This is a genomic window from Streptomyces smyrnaeus (assembly GCF_017676345.1).
GTDB lineage: Bacteria > Actinomycetota > Actinomycetes > Streptomycetales > Streptomycetaceae > Streptomyces > Streptomyces smyrnaeus.
The window spans coordinates 166,925-185,317 of sequence record NZ_JAFFZM010000005.1; the positions used below are offsets into that span (position 1 = coordinate 166,925).

Here is an 18,393-nt window from a genome sequence, read left to right on the forward strand (position 1 = left end):
CGACCGCCGACGCAGCAGTGGAAGAAAGGCATCGCCCATCGGCCGGAGGTCACACCCGGTGGTAGCGGCGCTCGGGGCGGCCCGTCGTGCCGTACCGCAGGGTCACCCGAGCGGTGCCGGTCGCCACGAAATGCTCCAGGTAGCGGCGGGCGCTCACCCGGGACAGCCCGCTGTGCTCGGCGCACTCGGAGGCCGACAGCCCCGTCTCCGGGGGGCTGGCGTCCAGCGCGGAGCGCACCAGCGCGGAGGTCTGCTCCGTGAGGCCCTTGGGCAGCGGGCGGATACGGGTCGCCACTGCGGCGCTTTCGACCGCCTGCCGCGCCGTGTCGGGGGCGGCAGGCGGCACACCCGTACCGCCGCCGGAGAACACCCGGTCCAGCTCCTCCTGGCCGGGCGCGCTCAGCGACTCGAACTCGCGCCGCTCCTGTGCGTACCGCTCCAGCCGCTCGCTCAGCAGCCGCCCCTCGAACGGTTTGACGACGTACTGCACCGCCCCGCCGTGCCGCGCGGCCCGCACGCTCGCCGCGTCCCGCGCCGCCGTGATCACCAGGACGTCCGGGCCCCCGCCCGGCGCGCCGGAACCGCGCAGCTGCCGCAGCACCTCCAGCCCGCTCACATCGGGCAGATACAGATCCAGCAGCACCAGATCGGGCGCGGTCTCCCGCACCAGTGCGAGCGCCTCCGACCCGCTGTGCGCCACCGCCGCGACCTCGAACCCGGGCACCCGGGAGACCAGCGTGCTGTGCAGCCGGGCCACCATGAAGTCGTCGTCGACCACCAGCACCCGGATCACGAAGGCACCCCGTAGGTGACCCCGGTCAGCTGCTCCGAGGCGGCCCACAGCCGTTCGGCCGCCACATCGCTGAGCGTCCAGGGCGCCCGCCAGGACGGTGCCGGGGCTCCCCGCCAGCCCAGCAGCCGCGGCCCGGTGAAGGAGTCCGGAGCCACCCCGGGCGCCGTCGCCGCGTACAGCGTCGGCAGCGCGCCCGCCTCCGCGGACTGCGCCACGACCCTGTTGCCCAGTGCGATCACTCCCTCGACGGCCTTCCTGCCCTCCATGCGCACCCCCGCCGTCTGCAGATTGGTGGCCGCGTAGCCGGGGTGTGCCGCGGCGGCGACCAGCGGGGTGCCGGCCAGCAGACGGGCCAGCTCGTGCGTGAAGAGCAGATTGGCGGTCTTGGAGCGGGCATAGGCCACCCAGCGCCGATAGGAGTGCTCGCTGTTGAGATCCGCGATGTCGATGTTGGCCAGCGCGTGCAAGCCACTGGAGACGGTGACGACGCGTGGTGCGGGGGCGGCCAGCAGCCGGTCCAGCAGCAGCCCGGTGAGGGCGAAGTGCCCCAGGTGGTTGATGCCGAACTGCCGCTCGAAACCGTCCGCCGTCCTGCCGTACGGCAGCGCCATCACACCGGCGTTGTTGATCAGCAGGTCGACCCGCTCGTCCGGCAGCTCCTTGGCGAACGCCCGTACCGACGCCAGATCTCCCAGATCCAGCCGGCGCAGCTCGGTGCGCGGTCCCGCCTCCGGCAGCTCCGCGACGAGCTCGTCCCGCGCCCGGCTGCCGCGCTCCTCGTCCCGACAGGCCAGTACGGTGCGGGCACCGCGGCGCGCCAGCTCCCGGGCCGTCACGAAGCCGAGCCCGCTGTTGGCGCCGGTCACGACCACCGTACGGCCGCTCTGGTCCGGAATGTTCCGCGCTGTCCAGCCCATCGCTCGCCCTGCTCCTCGCCTCGATCAGCCCCCCTCACCTGTGGAGGCTAGCGGCAGGCCCACGGACGGTCGAGGTCAACGGCACGGCGACCCTGTGCCCGGCCCCGCGGCCGGTGGGGGCCGCCCTGCCGCGCTCTAGGCTGCACCCATGAACGCGAATTCCCCTTCTGCCGCGCCAGCCGCGGCCAGGCCGCGCGTGCTGCTCCTGCACGGCCCCAACCTCAACCTGCTCGGCGAGCGCGACCACGCCACCTACGGCAGCACCACCCTGCGGGACGTCGAGGAGCGCACCACGGCGCTCGGTCTGGAGCTGGGCGCCGAGGTGCGCTGTGCGCAGAGCAACAGCGAGGGAGCGCTCATCGACCTGGTCCACGCCACCCGCAGCGGTGACGACGGCATCGTCTTCAACCCGGGTGCCTACGCGCACTACAGCTACGCACTGCGCGACGCCATCGAGGCCGTCGCCGGGCTGGGCATCCCGTGCGTGGAGGTGCACATCTCCAACGTGCACGCCCGTGAGCCCTTCCGGCACACCTCGGTGACGGCACCGGTGTGCCAGGGAATGGTCTCCGGCCACGGGATCTTCGGCTATGAGCTGGCGCTGCGTTCGGTACTGCACCGCGTCGCGGAGTGGCGCGCGGCCCGCCCGGGGGCCTGACCCGCACCACCGCCGAGAGCATGCCCGCAAGCACCGCGGCCCGCTCAGTCGGTTCCCGTCACCGCCGTCAGGATGAAGACCGTGTCCTCCAGTGCGAGGATGCCGTGCCGCAGATGCGGCACCCGCTGGATCTGCCCGGCGTCGACATCCTGGTCGGCGGTGCCCTCGGTGAGCCGGATGCTGCCCTGCAGGACGTGGACGCTCGCCGCCGGAGGCGTGTTGTGCTCCTCCAGCGACGAACCCTGCGTCAGCGCGATGACGGACTGCCGCAGCGGTCCGTCGTGCAGGAAGAGATACGCGCTGCGGCCGTGCGGGTCTTTCCTTGCCAGCGCCAAGTGCTCGGCTGCCAGTGCGGTCACATCGTCCATGCGTCCATCGTGCCTCGCACGCCACACGATGCAACCGGCCGACCCGCGGTACCGCGGCGGATTCCCCCGTTCCCTCCGTGCTCCGGCACCGGCCGGACGCGCGGCCCGGCTCGTGCCGGAGACCGGCCCCGGCGGTGCCGGACCGTCAGCCCTGCCACGCCCCTTTCGCCACCGCCTCGTGTGCGAAGTCGGTGAAGTCCCGCGCCGGACGGCCCAACACCTCCCGCACACCGTCCGAGACGACCGCGTTGCGCCCGTCCATCAGTTGCCCGAACATCTCGACCAGGAACGCCACCAGCCCCGGGTCCAGGCCCTGCCCGGCCAGCCACCGGGCGTACTCCTGCGGCGCGAGGGGCACATAGCGCACCGTCGGCCCGCCGGCCGCGGACACCTCGGCGAGCGCCTCCGCGAAACCGAGCAGCCGTGGGCCCGTCAGATCGTGGACACGTCCGTGGTGACCCTCCTCGGTCAGCGCGGCAACCGCCACTTGGGCGATGTCGTCCGCGTCGATGAACGGCTCACGCACCTCGCCCGCCGGGAAGGGGAGTTCGCCCTCCAGGACGGACGGCAGGAAGACTCCCTCGCTGAAGTTCTGGAAGAACCAACTGGCGCGCAGGATGGTCCACTCCGTGCCCGCGTCCCGGATCGCCTGCTCGGTGGGCAGCGCCGCCTCCTCGCCGCGCGCCGAGAGCAGAACCAGCCGCCGCACCCCGGCATGTGCGGCCCGCTGGGCGAACGCGCGCACCGTCTGCGCGGTACCCGGGGCGCCCACGTCGGGCTGGCAGACGACGAAGACGGCGCCCACCCCGTGCAGCGCGGCGTCCCAGGTGGCGGGGGAGTCCCAGTCGAACGGCGGCTCCGCCGAGCGGGAGCCCACCCGCACCGGACGGCCGCGCTCGCGCAGCCGCTCGACGACCCTGCTGCCGTTCGTACCGGTGCCGCACAGGACGAGGATCGGGGCCTGCGCACCGGGCTGCTGTGCTGCGTTCGCTGTCGTGTGCTGTGTCATGGCTCCAGCCAACGCCGTCCGGCGCCGTGGAAACATCGCTCAGGGGCTCAGCGCCATGTCCATGCGTCTAAGCTGCTGCTGTGACTGCGGTCGTGACGCGGAGTGCCGGGCCGGCCGGGCCGACCGGTCGGGCCGGGCAGATGAGTCGGGCCAGGGACGCCGACGGGTTCACCGAGGCGCTCACCGATGTGCTGAGCGGGGCGCGGGCGCGCGGAGGGCTCTTCCACCGGGTGCTCCTCGCCCCGCCGTGGGGCGTGCGCGTACAGGACGGCACCCCGCTGTCCGTGGCCTCCATGCTCAGCGGCGAGGGCTGGGTACGGCACAGCGAGGACCCGAGGCCGGTACGGATGGCGCCCGGTGACGTGGTGGTGCTGCGGGGGCCCGCGCCGTACGTGCTCTGCGACGACCCGGCGACCGAGCCGGGGCTGCTGATCCAGCCGGGCGACTGCTGCACCACCCCGGACGGCGTCGACATGTGCGAGGAGCTTGCACTGGGGGTGCGCACCTGGGGCTGCAGTCCGCAGGATCCGGCAGCGCTGCTGAGCGGCAACTACCAGTTGCACGGCGACCTCAGCGCCCGGCTGCTCGACGCACTGCCGCCCGTGCTGGTGCTGCGCGAGCACGAGTGGGACTCGGGGCTGCTGGCGCTGGTCGCCGCCGAGGTCGTCAAGGACGCGCCGGGTCAGCAGATGGTGCTCGACCGGCTGCTGGACCTGTTGCTGGTCTCCGTGCTGCGGGCCTGGTTCGCGCGTCCCGAGGCGCACGCACCGGCCTGGTACCGCGCGCAGAGTGATCCGGTGGTCGGGGTGGTGCTGCGGCTGCTGCACGAGCAGCCGGGACACGCCTGGACGGTGGCGGCCCTCGCCGCGAAGGCCGGGGTGTCCCGGGCGAGCCTCGCCCGCCGCTTCACCGAACTGGTCGGAGAGCCGCCCATGACCTACCTCGCCCACTGGCGCATCGACCTCGCGGCGCGGCTGCTGCGCGAACAGGACGCGACGCTGGGCGCCGTGGCACGCCGGGTCGGGTACGCGGACGGTTTCGCGCTGAGCGCCGCCTTCAAACGGCTGCGGGGGGTCAGCCCCGCGGCGTACCGGGCGGGACTCACCACGCACTGAGCCCGCTGCCCGCCCGGCTGCCCGGCTGTCCGACCGCCCGGCCCAAGCCGTCCGGCTGTCCGGCTGTCCGGTGACGCTGTCGGTGTGCGGGTGCATCCTGGGGCCATGTACGAGGAACGGGCGTCGCGGCTGCGCGGCGCCGTGGCGTGGACCCGTGGGCCCGTGCCCTTGGGAACGGCCGGGCGGGTGCTGCCCGACGGCTGCATGGATCTGCTGCTGTGGAACGGCCGGCTCGTCGTCGCCGGGCCGGACACCCGTGCGCATCTGGCCACCGAGCGCCGCGGACTGCCGGTGTACGGGCTGCGGCTGCCGCCGGGGACCGGTCCGCGCGTCTTCGGCGTACCCGCCCGGGAACTGCGCGACCAGCGGGTGCCGCTGGCCGACCTGTGGCCTCGGGGACAGGTGCGCGAGCTGCACGAGCGGGTGGCGGGGGCCGGCGACCCGCTCGCCGCCCTGGAGTCGGTCGCCGGACATCGGCTGGCGGCCGAGCGGCACGCTGCCGCCGATCCGCGTGCCGCCGCTCTGGTGGACGCCGTCGTCGCCGCGCTGCGGGACGGTGCGGGAGTCGCCCAGGTCGCCCGCCGGGTCGGCCTGAGCGAGCGTCAGCTGCACCGCAGATGCCAGGACTCCTTCGGGTACGGCGCCAAGACGCTGGCCCGGGTGCTGCGGATGCAGCGGGCACTGCGCCTCGCGCGAGCCGGCACCGGGCTGGCGGACACGGCGTCGCGCGCCGGATACGCGGACCAGGCCCACCTGGCCCGCGAGGTCCGCGCCCTCGCGGGCGTCCCGATCACGGAGCTGCTCCGCCTCCCCGGCTGACCGGCTGCCGCGCCGCCCCGACCGGCGGGCCGACTGCCGCCCCGGCTAACCGAGCGGTGCGAACAGGTCGATCCCGTTGCCGTCCGGGTCGAGCACGACGGCGTAGCGCTGCCCCCAAGCGGCGTTCCAGGGGGCGTGATGGCCCTCGTGACCGGCGTCGGTCAGCTCGGTGTACACCTTGTCGACTTCGGCCGGTGCGTCGCACAGGAACGCCAGCCCGATCCGCCCGGCTCCCCGCGGCGGCGGCGTCCAGTCCGGGTCGAACGAGCGGATGGTCTCCTCGGTGTCCCAGGCGATCCGCACGCCGCCCGGCCCGGCGTACTCCACATGCGGCTGTGCGTCCGCGTCCGCGGGGATGTCGAGCCCGAGCCGCCGGTAGAAGGCCAGCGAGGCGGCCATGTCACTGGTGGCGATACCGATGAGGTCGAAACGAGGTGTCATACCCGCACGCTAGGGCGCCGGGCCCGGCCCGTCTTGAACGTTTCGGCCCTCTGCTGCCTCTCGGCGCCCCTTGCCGACGCCCCTTTACCCTGGGCCGATGGCCGAGATCCTGACCGTATTGACGACGACCAGCACCCAGGAGCAGGCGAAGGAGCTCGCCGCGGCGGCGATCGAACGCAGGCTGGCGGCGTGCGCGCAGCTCAACGGCCCGGTCACCTCGGTGTACCGGTGGGAGGGTGCCGTGCAGACGGACCCCGAGTGGCAGGTGCTGTTCAAGACGAGCGCCGCGCGCTACGACGCGCTGGAGGCGTATCTGAGCGAGGCCCACCCGTACGACGTACCGGAGATCATCGCCACCCCGGTGGTGCGTGGCAGCGCGGCGTACCTGGAGTGGGTGGCCGAGGAGACGCGACCCGCCCCACAGCCCTGAGGCCGCGCCGTGCGGTTACGGTCGGCGTATGCACGCCTCTCCCGGCACGCCCGCCCACGGCCCCGACGGCACCCCCGCGGTGGAGGGCGGCGCCCCACCGGCGCCGCGCTACACGCCTGCCGATGTCGAGCGCTGGGTGCCGGAGCCGGACAAACGTCCGGGGCGCACCGCCTTCCAGCGCGACCGGGCCCGCGTCCTGCACTCGGCGGCGCTGCGCCGGCTGGCGGGCAAGACGCAGATGGTGGCGCCGGGCAGCGCCAGTCCGGCGTGGGACGCGACGCCGCGCACCCGGCTGACGCACTCCCTGGAGTGCGCCCAGGTGGGCCGGGAGCTGGGCGCCGCACTGGGCTGCGACCCGGATCTGGTCGAGACGGCGTGCCTCGCCCACGACCTGGGCCACCCCCCGTTCGGGCACAACGGTGAGGCCGTGCTGGACGAGATCGCCGCGCCGGCGGGCGGTTTCGAGGGGAACGCGCAGTCGCTGCGGCTGCTGACCCGGCTGGAGCCCAAACGATTCTCCGAGGAGCCGGACGGACAGGCGTACGTCGGAGTCAATCTGACGCGTGCCGCACTGGACGCCGCCACCAAGTACCCGTGGCGGCGCGGCGAGCACCCGACGGACCCGGATTCCGGCAAGTTCGGCGTCTACGAGGAGGACCTGCCGGTCTTCCACTGGCTGCGCAAGGGCGCGCCGGAGGGCCGCAGGTGCTTCGAGGCGCAGGTCATGGACTGGTCGGACGATGTGGCCTACTCGGTGCACGACCTGGAGGACGGCATCAGGGCCGGGCATCTGGACCCGCGCATGCTGCTGTCGGGCCCCGAGCGCAGTGAGGTGTTCGCCGTCGCCGCCGAGCGCTACGCCCCCGGCGCGGTGGACGACGAGCCGGCCGCCGCGCTCGACCGGTTGCTGGCGCAGGAGTGGTGGCCGCACGGCTACGACGGCACGGCCCGGGACCAGGCCCGGCTCAAGGACGCCAGCAGTCAGCTGATCGGCCGCTTCTGCCTGGCCGCCGAGGCCGCGACCCGCTCCGCCTACGGTTCGGGCCCACTGACCCGGTACGCCGCCGAGCTGATCGTCCCCGAGGCGGCCCGGCTGGAGTGCGCCGTCCTCAAGGCGGTCGCCGACCGCTATGTGATGCAGCGCCCGGATCTGGAGCGGCTCCGGCGCGAGCAGCGCGTCGTCGTCCGCGAGCTGGCCGAGGCGCTGCTGGCCCGCGCCCCCGAGGGCCTGGACCCGCAGTACGCGGATCTGTACGCGGAGGCGGCCGGTTCGGCCGAGCCGGCCGTCGCCCGGCTGCGGGTGGTCGTCGACCAGATCTCCACACTCACCGACGCCGCGGCCCGCTCCCTGCACCGCACGCTGACGATGCCGGGGCGGTCCGGATGACCGGGGTGGTCACGATGACCGGGGCGGCCCTGACGAGGGGTGCGAGACCGGTCGTGCGGCACCGGGTCCCGCCGCGCGCCCCCTGACTCCACCCCGCGCCCCGGAACTCACCGTGGCGCTCATACGTCCCATCCATGCCCCCTGCCTCTTCCCGCGCCTGCCCCGATGCGGGACGCTCACGTGTGGACGACGGGGGACAGCACGGCCCGCAGGGGGCAGCGTCTTCGAGGAGGAGGCTTCAAGTGGTCGACGCACACCGTACGTTCGTCATCGTCGGCGGGGGACTGGCGGGGGCGAAAGCCGCCGAGACCCTGCGCGCGGAAGGGTTCACCGGCCGCGTCATCCTGATCGGCGACGAGCGCGACCATCCCTACGAGCGCCCCCCGCTCTCCAAGGGCTACCTCACCGGTTCGGACGAGCGCGACAGCGTCTTCGTGCACGAGCCCGCCTGGTACGCGGCCGCCGACATCGAGCTCCATCTGGGACAGCCGGCGGTCCAGCTCGACCGGGCCGGCAAGTCGGTGCGCCTGGGCGACGGCACCCGGGTCCACTACGACAAGCTGCTGCTGGCCACCGGCGCCGAGCCGCGCCGCCTGGAGGTCCCCGGCACCGATCTGGCGGGCGTGCACCATCTGCGCAGACTGGCGCACGCCGACCGGCTGCGCGGGGTGCTGAGCGCGCTCGGCCAGGAGAACGGCCATCTGGTGATCGCCGGGGCGGGCTGGATCGGCCTGGAGGTGGCCGCCGCGGCGCGGACCTACGGTGCCGAGGTCACCGTCATCGAGCCGGAGCCCACACCGCTGCACACGGTGCTCGGCCCCGAGCTGGGCTCGCTCTTCGCCGACCTGCACCGCGAGCACGGCGTCCGCTTCCACTTCGGTGCCCGGCTGACCGAGATCACCGGGACCGACGGCATGGTGGTCAGCGTGCGTACCGACGACGGTGACGAGCACCCCGCGCACGACGTACTCGCCGCCATCGGTGCGGCCCCGCGCACCGCGCTGGCCGAGGCGGCGGGACTGGAGCTGTCCGCCGGGCCGGGCGGTGGCATCGCGGTGGACGCCTCGCTGCGCACCAGCGACCCGGACATCTACGCCACCGGTGACGCCGCTGCCGTGGCCCACCCGCTGCTCGGCGAGCGACTGCGGGTGGAGCACTGGGCCAACGCCCTCAACGGCGGTCCGGCCGCGGCGCGCGCCATGCTGGGCAAGGACGTGTCCTACGACCGGGTGCCGTACTTCTTCTCCGACCAGTACGACCTGGGTATGGAGTACTCCGGCTACGCCCCGCCCGGCTCCTACGACCAGGTGGTGTGCCGGGGAGACGTGGGCAAGCGCGAGTTCATCGCCTTCTGGCTGCGCGACAACCAGGTGCTGGCCGGGCTGAACGCCAATGTGTGGGATGTGACCGGACCCATCCAGGACCTGGTCCGCTCCGGCGTCCGGGTGGACCCGCACGCGCTGGCCGACCCCGGTGTGCCGCTCGAGTCGCTGGGCACCCCGAAGGGTGCGGGAGCGGCCGGGGCGACGGGTGCAGCCGGAGGGGCCGCCGATCCCGCGTAGCCGCTGGGGCGGGAGATTTCCGTGATGCCAGGGCGGCGGTTGGGGAATACGTTCACCGTAAGAGCTCTGCGTAAGAGCTTCGCATGAGTGCCTTGCGCAGGAGCGTTGCCCCGTACCGCCGCCCTCCCGCATGCGGCGAGCTAAGGACGAGTGAGCGATGGCGAAGCAGACGGTGGCCGAGCAGTTCGTCGACACCCTGGTGCGCTGCGGGGTGGAGCGCCTCTACGGCGTGGTGGGGGACAGCCTCAACCCGATCGTCGACGCCATCCGGCGCACCCCGGCCATCGAGTGGATCCAGGTCCGCCACGAGGAGGCCGCCGCCTTCGCGGCCGGCGCCGAGGCGCAGCTCACCGGGAAGCTCGCCGCCTGCGCGGGCTCCTGCGGCCCGGGGAATCTGCATCTGATCAACGGGCTCTTCGACGCGCACCGCTCGATGGCGCCCGTCCTCGCGCTGGCCTCCCACATCCCCAGCAGCGAGATCGGCACCAGCTTCTTCCAGGAGACGCACCCCGAACGGCTCTTCGTCGAGTGCAGCCACTACAGCGAGCTGATCTCCAGCGAGCAGCAGATGCCCAGGGTGTTGCAGACCGCCATCCAGCACGCCGTCGGCCAGCAGGGCGTCAGCGTGGTCGCGCTCCCCGGCGATCTGGCCTCCGAGCCCGCACCCGAGAGCCCTGTGGAGCATGCGCTGGTCACCTCGCGCCCCACCGTGCGCCCCGGGGACGCGGAGATCGACGCGCTGGTGCGCATGATCGGCGACGCGGAGAAGATCACCCTGTTCTGCGGCGCCGGCACCGCGGGCGCGCACGAGGAGGTCATGGAGTTCGCCGGGCGGCTCAAGGCCCCGGTGGGCCACGCGCTGCGCGGCAAGGAATGGATCCAGTACGACAACCCCTACGACGTCGGCATGAGCGGGCTGCTCGGCTACGGCGCCGCCTACGAGGCCACCCATGAGTGCGATCTGCTGATCCTGCTGGGCACCGATTTCCCGTACAACGCCTTCCTGCCCAAGAACTGCAAGATCGTCCAGGTCGATGTGCGCCCCGAGCACCTCGGCCGCCGCACCAGCCTCGACCTCGCGGTCTGGGGCGACGTCCGCGAGACCCTGCGCTGTCTGACCCCGCGCGTGCCCGAGAGGGCGAACCGCAGGTTCCTGGACCGGATGCTCAAAAGGCACGCCGACACGCTGGAGGGCGTCGTCAAGGCGTACACCCGCAACGTCGACAAGCACATCCCCATCCATCCCGAGTACGTGGCGTCCGTGCTGGACGAGGAGGCGGCCGACGACGCCGTCTTCACCGTCGACACCGGTATGTGCAACGTGTGGGCGGCCCGCTACATCACCCCGAACGGGCGGCGCCGGGTGATCGGCTCGTTCAGCCACGGCTCGATGGCCAACGCCGTGCCGCAGGCCATCGGCGCCCAGTTCCTGGACCGGAACCGCCAGGTCGTCTCGATGTCCGGGGACGGCGGCTTCGCCATGCTGATGGGGGAGTTCCTGACGATGGTCCAGTACGACCTGCCGGTCAAGGTCGTGCTCTTCAACAACTCCTCGCTCGGGATGGTCGAGCTGGAGATGATGGTCGACGGCATGCCCGCGCACGGCACGCACAACCGCAACCCCGACTTCGCGGCCCTCGCCCAGGCGGCGGGCGCGTACGCCGTCCGGGTGGAGCAGCCTCAGCAGCTGCGCGAGGCCCTTCGCGGCGTCCTGGACCACCCGGGGCCCGCGCTGATCGACATCGTGACCGACCCGCACGCGCTCTCCCTCCCGCCGAAGATCACCCGGGAACAGCTGAGCGGCTTCGCTCTCTCCGCCGGCAAGACCGTGCTGGACGGCGGAGTGGGGCGGATGGTGCAGATGGCCCGCTCCAACCTCCGCAACGTCCCGCGACCGTAGGACCAGGTGCGCTTCGAAGGGGCGCGGGAACGGCGCTCCCCCAGCCTTCGGCCGGGAGGTGCCCCCACAGCCACAACACACCCGCAGCCCGCAACCGACACCCGGGGCACCCCCTCACCGGGGCACAGGGGCACCCTCGCACCGGGAACGGGGCCCTCCCGGGAGGGGGGTAACCATGTCAGCGGCGGCCCGTAGACTCGTGGCGTGGCTGGGAGGATCAACGACGAGGACGTGAAGGCGGTCAGGGACGCGGTCCCGATCGACTCCGTGGTGTCCGAGTACCTCCAGCTCCGTAACGCGGGCGGCGGCAATCTCAAGGGGCTCTGCCCGTTTCATGATGAGAAGTCCCCTTCCTTCCATGTGAGTCCGAGCAAGGGGCTCTACCACTGTTTCGGCTGCCAGGAGGGTGGGGACACGCTCGACTTCGTGATGAAGGTCGACCATCTGTCCTTCTCCGAGTCCGTCGAGCGGCTCGCGGCCCGCGCCGGCATCACGCTGCGCTACGAGGAGGGCGGCTACGGCCGCGCCTCCCAGCAGGGCGAGCGCACCCGCCTGGTGGAGGCGCACAAGATCGCGGCGCGGTTCTACGCCGAGCAGCTCGACGGGCCCGAGGCCGAGATCGGGCGGCGCTTCCTCGCCGACCGCGGGTTCGACCAGGAGGCGGCCCGGCACTTCGGCATCGGCTACTCCCCGGCCGGCTGGGACCACCTGGTGCGCCATCTGCGCGGGCAGGGCTTCACCGACAAGGAGATGACGCTCTCCGGGCTCGCCCAGGAGGCCCGCAACGGGCGGCCCATCGATCGCTTCCGGGGCCGGCTGATGTGGCCGATCCGGGACATCACCGGGGATGTCGTCGGCTTCGGCGCGCGCAAGCTGCGCGAGGACGACCAGGGGCCGAAGTACCTCAACACCCCCGAGACCCCCATCTACCGCAAGTCCCAGGTGCTCTACGGCATCGATCTGGCCAAGCGCGAGATCGCCAAGGCCAACCGCGCCGTCGTGGTGGAGGGCTACACGGACGTGATGGCCTGCCATCTGGCCGGCGTCACCACGGCCATCGCCACCTGCGGCACCGCCTTCGGCGGGGAGCATGTGAAGATCCTGCGCCGGGTGCTGATGGACAACGCCCAGTCGGAGGTCGTCTTCACCTTCGACGGTGACGCGGCGGGCCAGAAGGCGGCGCTGCGTGCCTTCGAGGACGATCAGAAGTTCGCCGCCCGCACCTGGATCGCGCTGACGCCGGGCGGTATGGACCCGTGCGATCTGCGGCTCGCGCAGGGTGACGAGGCGGTGGCCAAGGTGGTCGAGAGCCGCACCCCGCTCTTCGACTTCGCCATCCGCTCGATCGTCGACCGGCACAACATCGACACGGCGGAGGGCCGTTCGGCCGCGTTGGAGGAGGTCGCGCCGGTCATCACCCAGATCAAGGACCCCTCCATCCGGCGTGGCTACGCGGTACGGCTGGCCGGGCTGCTCGGCATCGTGGACGAGGAATTCGTCGTCCGCCGCGTCGCCCAGCTCGCCCGGTGGGCGCGCGAGCGCGGCCAGGCGTCCCCGCGTTCGGCGGCTCGTGCCTCCCGTGCCGCCGCCGAGTCGCCCGCCGTGCAGGCGCCGTTCGTGCCCCGCGGCCCCGATCTGAATCTGCGCAGCCCCGCGCACCGCGTCGAGCGGGAACTGCTCAAGCTGGCGCTCCAGCGCCCGGAGCTGGTCTCGCCCGCCTTCGACGCCTATGGCGCCGACGAGTTCACCGCGCCGCCGTACGCGGTGGTCAGGATGGCGCTGGAGGCGGCGGGCGGTGCCGAGGCCGGGATCGGGGACAGCGGCTATCTGGGCCGGGTCCGGGACGCGGCGCCGGACGACACGGTGCGCTCGCTGATCACCGAGCTGGCCGTGGAGCCACTGCGCAGTGCCCGCAACCGCGAGGTGGACGAGGCGTACGCGGGCGAGCAGTTGGTGGCCGTGCGCCGGGCCGCCGTCAACGCCCGTATCGGTGAGCTGGAGGGCACGGCCCGGCGGCTGGAGGCCCGACAGGAGTACGAGCAGTCGGCGGGCGTGCGCCAGCAGATCTGGACGCTCCAGCAGTACGGCATCGCGCTGCGCGAGCGGGGCGCGGCGGCGCTGTGACGGTGCGCCGGGCGCACTCGCCCGGCAGTACGCGGGAGCCGTCCGCTTCCCGGTGCACCGCCAGGTGGGGCCCGGTGCGCTCCCTCGCGAGGGAGGGCGCGATGCGCCGCCACTCCTCGAACAGCCTCAACAGCGGCCCCTGCAGCCTCGGGTATGCGTAGTGGATCGTGCGCTGAGGGTTACGTTTTGGCGGAAAAACTGCCCGCACGCCTCTCGTGGCGGGCGTGTGTCGTACCCCACACTGGTGGGCGGTGCCTGAGTCCTCGGAGCGGGGCGGTGCTGGCCAGGACGGGCCAAAGTCCCCCGCGGATCCGCACGTTTCGTACGGGATGGAGCGCGGCCCGGCCGCAGCCGTCCCCGTCTCGCACGCCGCCCCCGAACCGGCAGCGATCACACTGGAGGTCGCCCCCGTGCAGACCCGGACCCTGAAAGCGGCGCTTCTCGCCGCCCCGACCGCTCCTGTGGCCACGCGCCCCGCGCCGTCGCCGCCGCCCGCACGTACGGGACAACCCCTTGCGCCGGAGCCGCCCGCCTTCGAGCCGCCCACGCCCGTACCGGCCCCCTCCGAACCCTCGGACGCGGCGACCGGCCGGACCGCACCGGCCGACAGCGCGCCTTCCGACACCGCACCGGCCGAGCTCGGGCCGGCCGAGCCCGCACCGGCCGAGACCGTGCCGGAGCAGGGCGGGGTGCCCGAGGCAGAGGTGGAGGTGGAGGCCGAGCCGGCGGTACCGCAGCGGGAACTGCCCGCCACCGGCCCTTCGGCGGACCTTTTCCGCCAGTATCTGCGCGAGATCGGCCGTATCCCGCTGCTGACCGCCGCCGAAGAGGTGGAGCTGGCCCGCAGTGTGGAGGCGGGGCTGTTCGCCGAGGAGAAGCTGGCGGGCTCGCCCAGTCTGGACGGGCAGCTCGCGCTCGACCTCGACCGGCTGGTGGTGCGCGGCAGGCTCGCCAAGCGCCGGCTCATAGAGGCGAACCTGCGGCTGGTGGTCTCCGTGGCCAAGCGCTATGTGGGCCGCGGTCTGACCATGCTCGACCTCGTCCAGGAGGGCAACCTCGGGCTGATCCGCGCGGTGGAGAAGTTCGACTACGCGCGCGGCTACAAGTTCTCGACGTATGCGACCTGGTGGATCCGCCAGGCGATGTCCCGGGCGCTGGCCGACCAGGCGCGCACGATCCGGGTACCGGTGCATGTCGTCGAACTGATCAACCGGGTGGTGCGGGTGCAGCGCCGCATGCTCCAGGAGCGCGGCTACGAGCCCACGGCCGAGGAGGTGGCGGCCCAGCTGGACCTGACCGAGGAGCGGGTGACCGAGGTGCTGCGGCTCGCCCAGGAACCGGTATCGCTGCACGCGCCGGTCGGTGAGGAGGACGACGTCAATCTCGGCGACCTCATCGAGGACGGCGACGCGCCCTCTCCTGTGGAGTCGGCGGCCTTTCTGCTGCTGCGCGAGCATCTGGAGGCGGTGCTCTCCACGCTCGGCGAGCGTGAACGCAAGGTGGTGCAGCTGCGGTACGGACTGATCGACGGCAGGCCGCGCACGCTGGAGGAGATCGGCCGGCTCTTCGGCGTCACACGGGAGCGCATCCGGCAGATCGAGTCCAAGACCCTCACCAAGCTGCGGGACCATGCCTTCGCCGACCAACTGCGCGGCTATCTGGACTGATCACTCGTTCGACGCGCCCTTGTCAGTTTGTTCGAGGCCTCTCCATAATCGCGGCAGTATCTCGCGGACCGGCCTCCTGTGACAGGACGTCTGGCGGTGCGTGCTGCCCTGCCCACTGCTGTCGGCAGCAGTTTGGCATGGACATGATAAGCGCAGCGCTGTAGTCGTGCTGAACCGGGCGGGTGCGGGTGCGCGAGCAACCCCCCACGAGAGGACGCCCGTTGAAGCACTCCGGGATACCCACCGCGAAGGACACCAGCAAGCGCCTCAAGAGAATCACCGCCGTCGGCGCCGTCGCACTCGCCGCCTTCAGCCTCGGCCCGTCGGTCGCCTCCGCGATGCCGACCGACGGCCCCGGCGGGCAGGGCGAGCCGGGCGCGACCGTCGTCGGCGGCACCAAGGCCCAGCAGGGCGAATTCCCGTTCATGGTGCGGCTGTCCATGGGCTGCGGCGGCTCGCTGCTCACCCAGGACATCGTGCTCACCGCCGCCCACTGCGTGGACGGCAGCGGCCCCGACACCAGCATCACCGCCACCGGCGGAGTCGTGGACCTGGAGGACCCGGCCGCAAAGACGGCCAGGTCCACCGAGGTCGTCCAGGCGCCCGGCTACGACGGCAACGGCAAGGACTGGGCCCTCGTCAAGCTGGCCGAGCCCATCGACCAGCCCACCCTGGCCCTGACCGAGGACGCCTCCTACAACAAGGGCGACTTCACCATCGCCGGATGGGGCGCCGACCGGGAGGGCGGCCGGCAGCAGCGGTATCTGCTCAAGGCGCAGGTGCCCTTCGTGGACGACGCCACCTGCAAGACCGCCTACTCCAACCTCGTCGAGGACGAGGAACTGTGTGCGGGGAAGATGGACACCGGCGGTGTCGACACCTGCCAGGGTGACTCGGGCGGCCCGATGTTCCGCAAGGACGACGCCGACAAGTGGGTCCAGGTCGGCATCGTGAGCTGGGGCGACGGCTGCGCCAGGCCGGGCAAGCCCGGCGTGTACACCGAGGTCAGCACCTTCGCCTCGGACATCCGGGCAGCGGCCGACAAGCTCGGTGGCTGACCTGCCGCATGTGTTCCGGCCGTGGCCCGCGGGTGACGCCGCCCCGGGTCACGGCCGGTACGGCGCCGCCGATCGCCTGTTCTCGGTGCCGGCCCGTCGCGGCCGGACGACGGGCGTCTGTCAGTCCACCTCCGCCACCGCGCCGGCGAACTGCGACCGGTACAGGCGCGCGTAGGCACCCTCCCTCGCCAGCAGGCTCTCGTGGGTGCCCTGTTCGACGATGGAGCCGTTCTCCATCACCAGGATGACGTCCGCGCCCCGGATGGTGGACAGACGGTGAGCGATCACAAAGCTGGTGCGCTCCGAGGCCAGCCGCTCCATCGCACGCTGGATCAGCACCTCCGTGCGGGTGTCGACGGAACTGGTGGCCTCGTCCAGGACCAGGATCACCGGGTTCGAGAGAAAGGCGCGGGCGATGGTGATGAGCTGCTTCTCACCCGCGCTGACGCTGTCGCCCTCGGCGTCCAGCACCGTGTCGTAGCCGTCCGGCAGGGTGCGGATGAACCGGTCGGCGTGGGCGGCGCGCGCCGCCTCCTCGACCTGTTCGCGGGTCGCACCCGCACTCCCCGCGCCATCACCACCGGTTTCCGCCCCTGCCTCCGCCCCGTAGGCGATGTTCTCGGCGATGGTGCCGCCGAACAGCCAGGTGTCCTGGAGCACCATGCCGATGCCCGCGCGCAGCTCCTCCCGTGACATGGCGGCGATGTCCGTGCCGTCCAGCAGGATGCGGCCGTCCCGTACCTCGTAGAACCGCAGCAGCAGGTTGACCAGGGTGGTCTTGCCCGCGCCGGTCGGGCCGACGATGGCCACCGTCTGGCCGGGCTCGACCGCCAGCGACAGATTCTCGATCAGCGGTTTGTCCTCGCTGTAGCGGAAGGAGACGTTCTCCAGCTCCACCCGGCCGCGCAGCGCGGACGGCCGTTCGGCGTGCGCCTCGTCGGGGTCGGGCGACTGCTCCTCGGCGTCCAGGATCTCGAAGACCCGCTCGGCCGAGGCCACGCCGGACTGTACGAGGTTGGCCATCGAGGCGACCTGGGTGAGCGGCTGGCTGAACTGCCGCGAGTACTGCACGAACGCCTGCACATCACCGATCGACAGCGCCCCGGAGGCCACCCGCAGCCCGCCGACGACCGCCACCAGGACGTAGTTGAGGTTGCCGACGAACATCATCGCGGGCTGCATGATCCCGCTGATGAACTGCGCCTTGAACCCGGCCTTGTACAGCTTCTCGTTCTGCTCGGCGAAGACCTGCGCCGACTCCCGCTGCCGCCCGAAGACCTTCACCAGAGCGTGCCCGGTGTACATCTCCTCTATGTGCGCGTTCAGTGCGCCGGTCGACTTCCACTGGTCGACGAACTGCGGCTGCGCCCGCTTGCCGACCCGTGTGGCGACCAGCGCCGACAGCGGCACCGTCACCAGCGCGACCAGCGCCAGCAGCGGCGAGATCCAGAACATCACGGCCAGCACGCCGACTATCGTCAGCAGCGAGTTGATCAGCTGGCCCATGGTCTGCTGCAGCGTCTGGCCGAGGTTGTCGATGTCGTTGGTGACCCGCGAGAGCACCTCACCGCGCGACTGGCCGTCCAGATAGGACAGCGGCAGCCGGCCCAGCTTCTCCTGCACCCGTTCGCGCAGCCGGAAGACGGTACGGGTGATGACGCGGGTGGAGATCCGCCCGGCCCACAGCATCAGCAGCCCGGCTGCGGCGTAGACCGCCACCACCACCAGCAGCACCGTGCCGACAGCGCCGAAGTCGATGCCCTGGCCGGGGGTGAAGTCCATCCCGGAGAGCATGTCGGCCACGCCGTCGTCCCCGCGCTGCCGCAGGTTCTCCAGCGCCTGTTCCCTGGTGGGTCCTTCGGGCAGCTTCGCACCGATGAAACCGGCGAAGACCAGGTCCGTCGCCCGGCCGAGGAGCTTCGGGCCGACGACGCTCAGACCGACGCTGACCACGAGCACGGCCAGCATCAGCAGCAGCAGGCCGCGCTCCGGCCGGAACTGCCGCAGCAGTCGCTTGCCCGAGCCGGTGAAGTCCATGGACCGCCGGGGCGGTCCTCCCGCCATTCCCCCCGGCCCACTCATGCTGTGCCCTTCCCGTTCGCTTCTCCGTCCGCCCAACGCAGAGGTGCGGCTATCGCAGTCGTC

Annotated in this window: 16 protein-coding genes; 10 read left to right on the forward strand and 6 right to left on the reverse strand. The window is 72.3% G+C overall.

The features are described 5' to 3' along the window. Window positions 1-49: 49 nt before the first annotated feature. Together JW613_RS10450 and JW613_RS10455 are read right to left on the reverse strand one after the other, a co-directional pair. On the reverse strand, window positions 50-793 hold the full coding sequence (locus JW613_RS10450) for a response regulator (protein ID WP_209210456.1): 744 nt from the start codon (window positions 791-793) through the stop codon (window positions 50-52). Continuing rightward, window positions 790-1,710 carry an oxidoreductase gene (locus tag JW613_RS10455; RefSeq protein ID WP_209210458.1) on the reverse strand — a complete coding sequence of 307 codons (921 nt, stop codon included), beginning with the start codon at window positions 1,708-1,710 and terminating at the stop codon, window positions 790-792. The genes JW613_RS10450 and JW613_RS10455 overlap by 4 nt, the downstream gene beginning before the upstream one ends. A 148-nt stretch (window positions 1,711-1,858) precedes the next feature. Between JW613_RS10455 and aroQ the strand changes: the two genes are divergently transcribed. Continuing rightward, window positions 1,859-2,368, forward strand: coding sequence for a type II 3-dehydroquinate dehydratase (gene aroQ / locus JW613_RS10460; RefSeq protein WP_209210460.1), 510 nt, complete (start codon window positions 1,859-1,861; stop codon window positions 2,366-2,368). A gap of 44 nt (window positions 2,369-2,412) precedes the next feature. Here aroQ and JW613_RS10465 read toward each other — a convergent pair whose 3' ends face one another. Both JW613_RS10465 and JW613_RS10470 read right to left on the reverse strand, forming a co-directional pair. After that, on the reverse strand, window positions 2,413-2,736 hold the full coding sequence (locus JW613_RS10465; RefSeq protein WP_209210462.1) for a cupin domain-containing protein: 324 nt from the start codon (window positions 2,734-2,736) through the stop codon (window positions 2,413-2,415). A 145-nt stretch (window positions 2,737-2,881) separates the two neighbouring features. Then, window positions 2,882-3,745 (reverse strand): NAD(P)H-binding protein, encoded by an 864-nt coding sequence (locus tag JW613_RS10470; protein ID WP_209210464.1) that lies wholly within the window; start codon window positions 3,743-3,745, stop codon window positions 2,882-2,884. Window positions 3,746-3,885: 140 nt separating this feature from the next. On the opposite strand from JW613_RS10470, the gene JW613_RS10475 reads away from it, so the two are divergent. Beyond that, entirely contained in the window at window positions 3,886-4,860 is a 975-nt protein-coding gene (locus JW613_RS10475; protein ID WP_209210677.1) for an AraC family transcriptional regulator, read from the forward strand. Window positions 4,861-4,965: 105 nt separating this feature from the next. After that, the gene (locus JW613_RS10480) at window positions 4,966-5,679 is read left to right on the forward strand and encodes a helix-turn-helix transcriptional regulator (protein WP_209210466.1); all 714 of its coding nucleotides are present in this window, start codon (window positions 4,966-4,968) and stop codon (window positions 5,677-5,679) included. Between the two features lie 45 nt (window positions 5,680-5,724). Here JW613_RS10480 and JW613_RS10485 read toward each other — a convergent pair whose 3' ends face one another. Continuing rightward, on the reverse strand, window positions 5,725-6,120 hold the full coding sequence (locus JW613_RS10485; RefSeq protein WP_209210468.1) for a VOC family protein: 396 nt from the start codon (window positions 6,118-6,120) through the stop codon (window positions 5,725-5,727). 97 nt (window positions 6,121-6,217) lie between these two features. Between JW613_RS10485 and cutA the strand changes: the two genes are divergently transcribed. The 7 genes from cutA (at window position 6,218) to JW613_RS10520 (ending at window position 16,248) form a co-directional block, all read left to right on the forward strand. Further along, a complete protein-coding gene (gene cutA, locus JW613_RS10490; RefSeq protein WP_209210470.1) occupies window positions 6,218-6,550 on the forward strand; it encodes a divalent-cation tolerance protein CutA in 333 nt (110 codons plus the stop codon). Between the two features lie 28 nt (window positions 6,551-6,578). Further along, complete coding sequence (locus JW613_RS10495) at window positions 6,579-7,937, forward strand: deoxyguanosinetriphosphate triphosphohydrolase (RefSeq protein ID WP_209210471.1); 1,359 nt, start codon at window positions 6,579-6,581, stop codon at window positions 7,935-7,937. A gap of 242 nt (window positions 7,938-8,179) precedes the next feature. After that, a complete protein-coding gene (locus JW613_RS10500; RefSeq protein ID WP_209210473.1) occupies window positions 8,180-9,499 on the forward strand; it encodes an NAD(P)/FAD-dependent oxidoreductase in 1,320 nt (439 codons plus the stop codon). A 157-nt stretch (window positions 9,500-9,656) separates the two neighbouring features. Beyond that, the gene (locus tag JW613_RS10505; protein ID WP_209210475.1) at window positions 9,657-11,399 is read left to right on the forward strand and encodes a pyruvate dehydrogenase; all 1,743 of its coding nucleotides are present in this window, start codon (window positions 9,657-9,659) and stop codon (window positions 11,397-11,399) included. Window positions 11,400-11,603: 204 nt separating this feature from the next. Next, entirely contained in the window at window positions 11,604-13,523 is a 1,920-nt protein-coding gene (dnaG, locus tag JW613_RS10510) for a DNA primase (protein ID WP_209210476.1), read from the forward strand. A 329-nt stretch (window positions 13,524-13,852) separates the two neighbouring features. Next, window positions 13,853-15,190 (forward strand): RNA polymerase sigma factor, encoded by a 1,338-nt coding sequence (locus JW613_RS10515; protein ID WP_245225317.1) that lies wholly within the window; start codon window positions 13,853-13,855, stop codon window positions 15,188-15,190. Between the two features lie 221 nt (window positions 15,191-15,411). Beyond that, complete coding sequence (locus tag JW613_RS10520; RefSeq protein ID WP_245225318.1) at window positions 15,412-16,248, forward strand: S1 family peptidase; 837 nt, start codon at window positions 15,412-15,414, stop codon at window positions 16,246-16,248. Between the two features lie 120 nt (window positions 16,249-16,368). Here JW613_RS10520 and JW613_RS10525 read toward each other — a convergent pair whose 3' ends face one another. After that, window positions 16,369-18,330, reverse strand: a complete 1,962-nt coding sequence (locus tag JW613_RS10525; protein ID WP_209210478.1) for an ABC transporter ATP-binding protein — start codon at window positions 18,328-18,330, stop codon at window positions 16,369-16,371. Between the last annotated feature and the right edge of the window lie 63 nt (window positions 18,331-18,393).

Coding starts and splice junctions, on each gene's coding strand:
- aroQ (WP_209210460.1), top strand. CDS start 1,859: ATGAACGCGAATTCCCCTTCTGCCGCGCCAGCCGCGGCCAGGCCGCGC.
- JW613_RS10480 (WP_209210466.1), top strand. CDS start 4,966: ATGTACGAGGAACGGGCGTCGCGGCTGCGCGGCGCCGTGGCGTGGACC.
- JW613_RS10475 (WP_209210677.1), top strand. CDS start 3,886: ATGAGTCGGGCCAGGGACGCCGACGGGTTCACCGAGGCGCTCACCGAT.
- JW613_RS10495 (WP_209210471.1), top strand. CDS start 6,579: ATGCACGCCTCTCCCGGCACGCCCGCCCACGGCCCCGACGGCACCCCC.
- cutA (WP_209210470.1), top strand. CDS start 6,218: ATGGCCGAGATCCTGACCGTATTGACGACGACCAGCACCCAGGAGCAG.
- JW613_RS10515 (WP_245225317.1), top strand. CDS start 13,853: ATGGAGCGCGGCCCGGCCGCAGCCGTCCCCGTCTCGCACGCCGCCCCC.
- JW613_RS10525 (WP_209210478.1), bottom strand. CDS start 18,330: ATGAGTGGGCCGGGGGGAATGGCGGGAGGACCGCCCCGGCGGTCCATG.
- JW613_RS10455 (WP_209210458.1), bottom strand. CDS start 1,710: ATGGGCTGGACAGCGCGGAACATTCCGGACCAGAGCGGCCGTACGGTG.
- JW613_RS10505 (WP_209210475.1), top strand. CDS start 9,657: ATGGCGAAGCAGACGGTGGCCGAGCAGTTCGTCGACACCCTGGTGCGC.
- JW613_RS10470 (WP_209210464.1), bottom strand. CDS start 3,745: ATGACACAGCACACGACAGCGAACGCAGCACAGCAGCCCGGTGCGCAG.
- JW613_RS10465 (WP_209210462.1), bottom strand. CDS start 2,736: ATGGACGATGTGACCGCACTGGCAGCCGAGCACTTGGCGCTGGCAAGG.
- JW613_RS10485 (WP_209210468.1), bottom strand. CDS start 6,120: ATGACACCTCGTTTCGACCTCATCGGTATCGCCACCAGTGACATGGCC.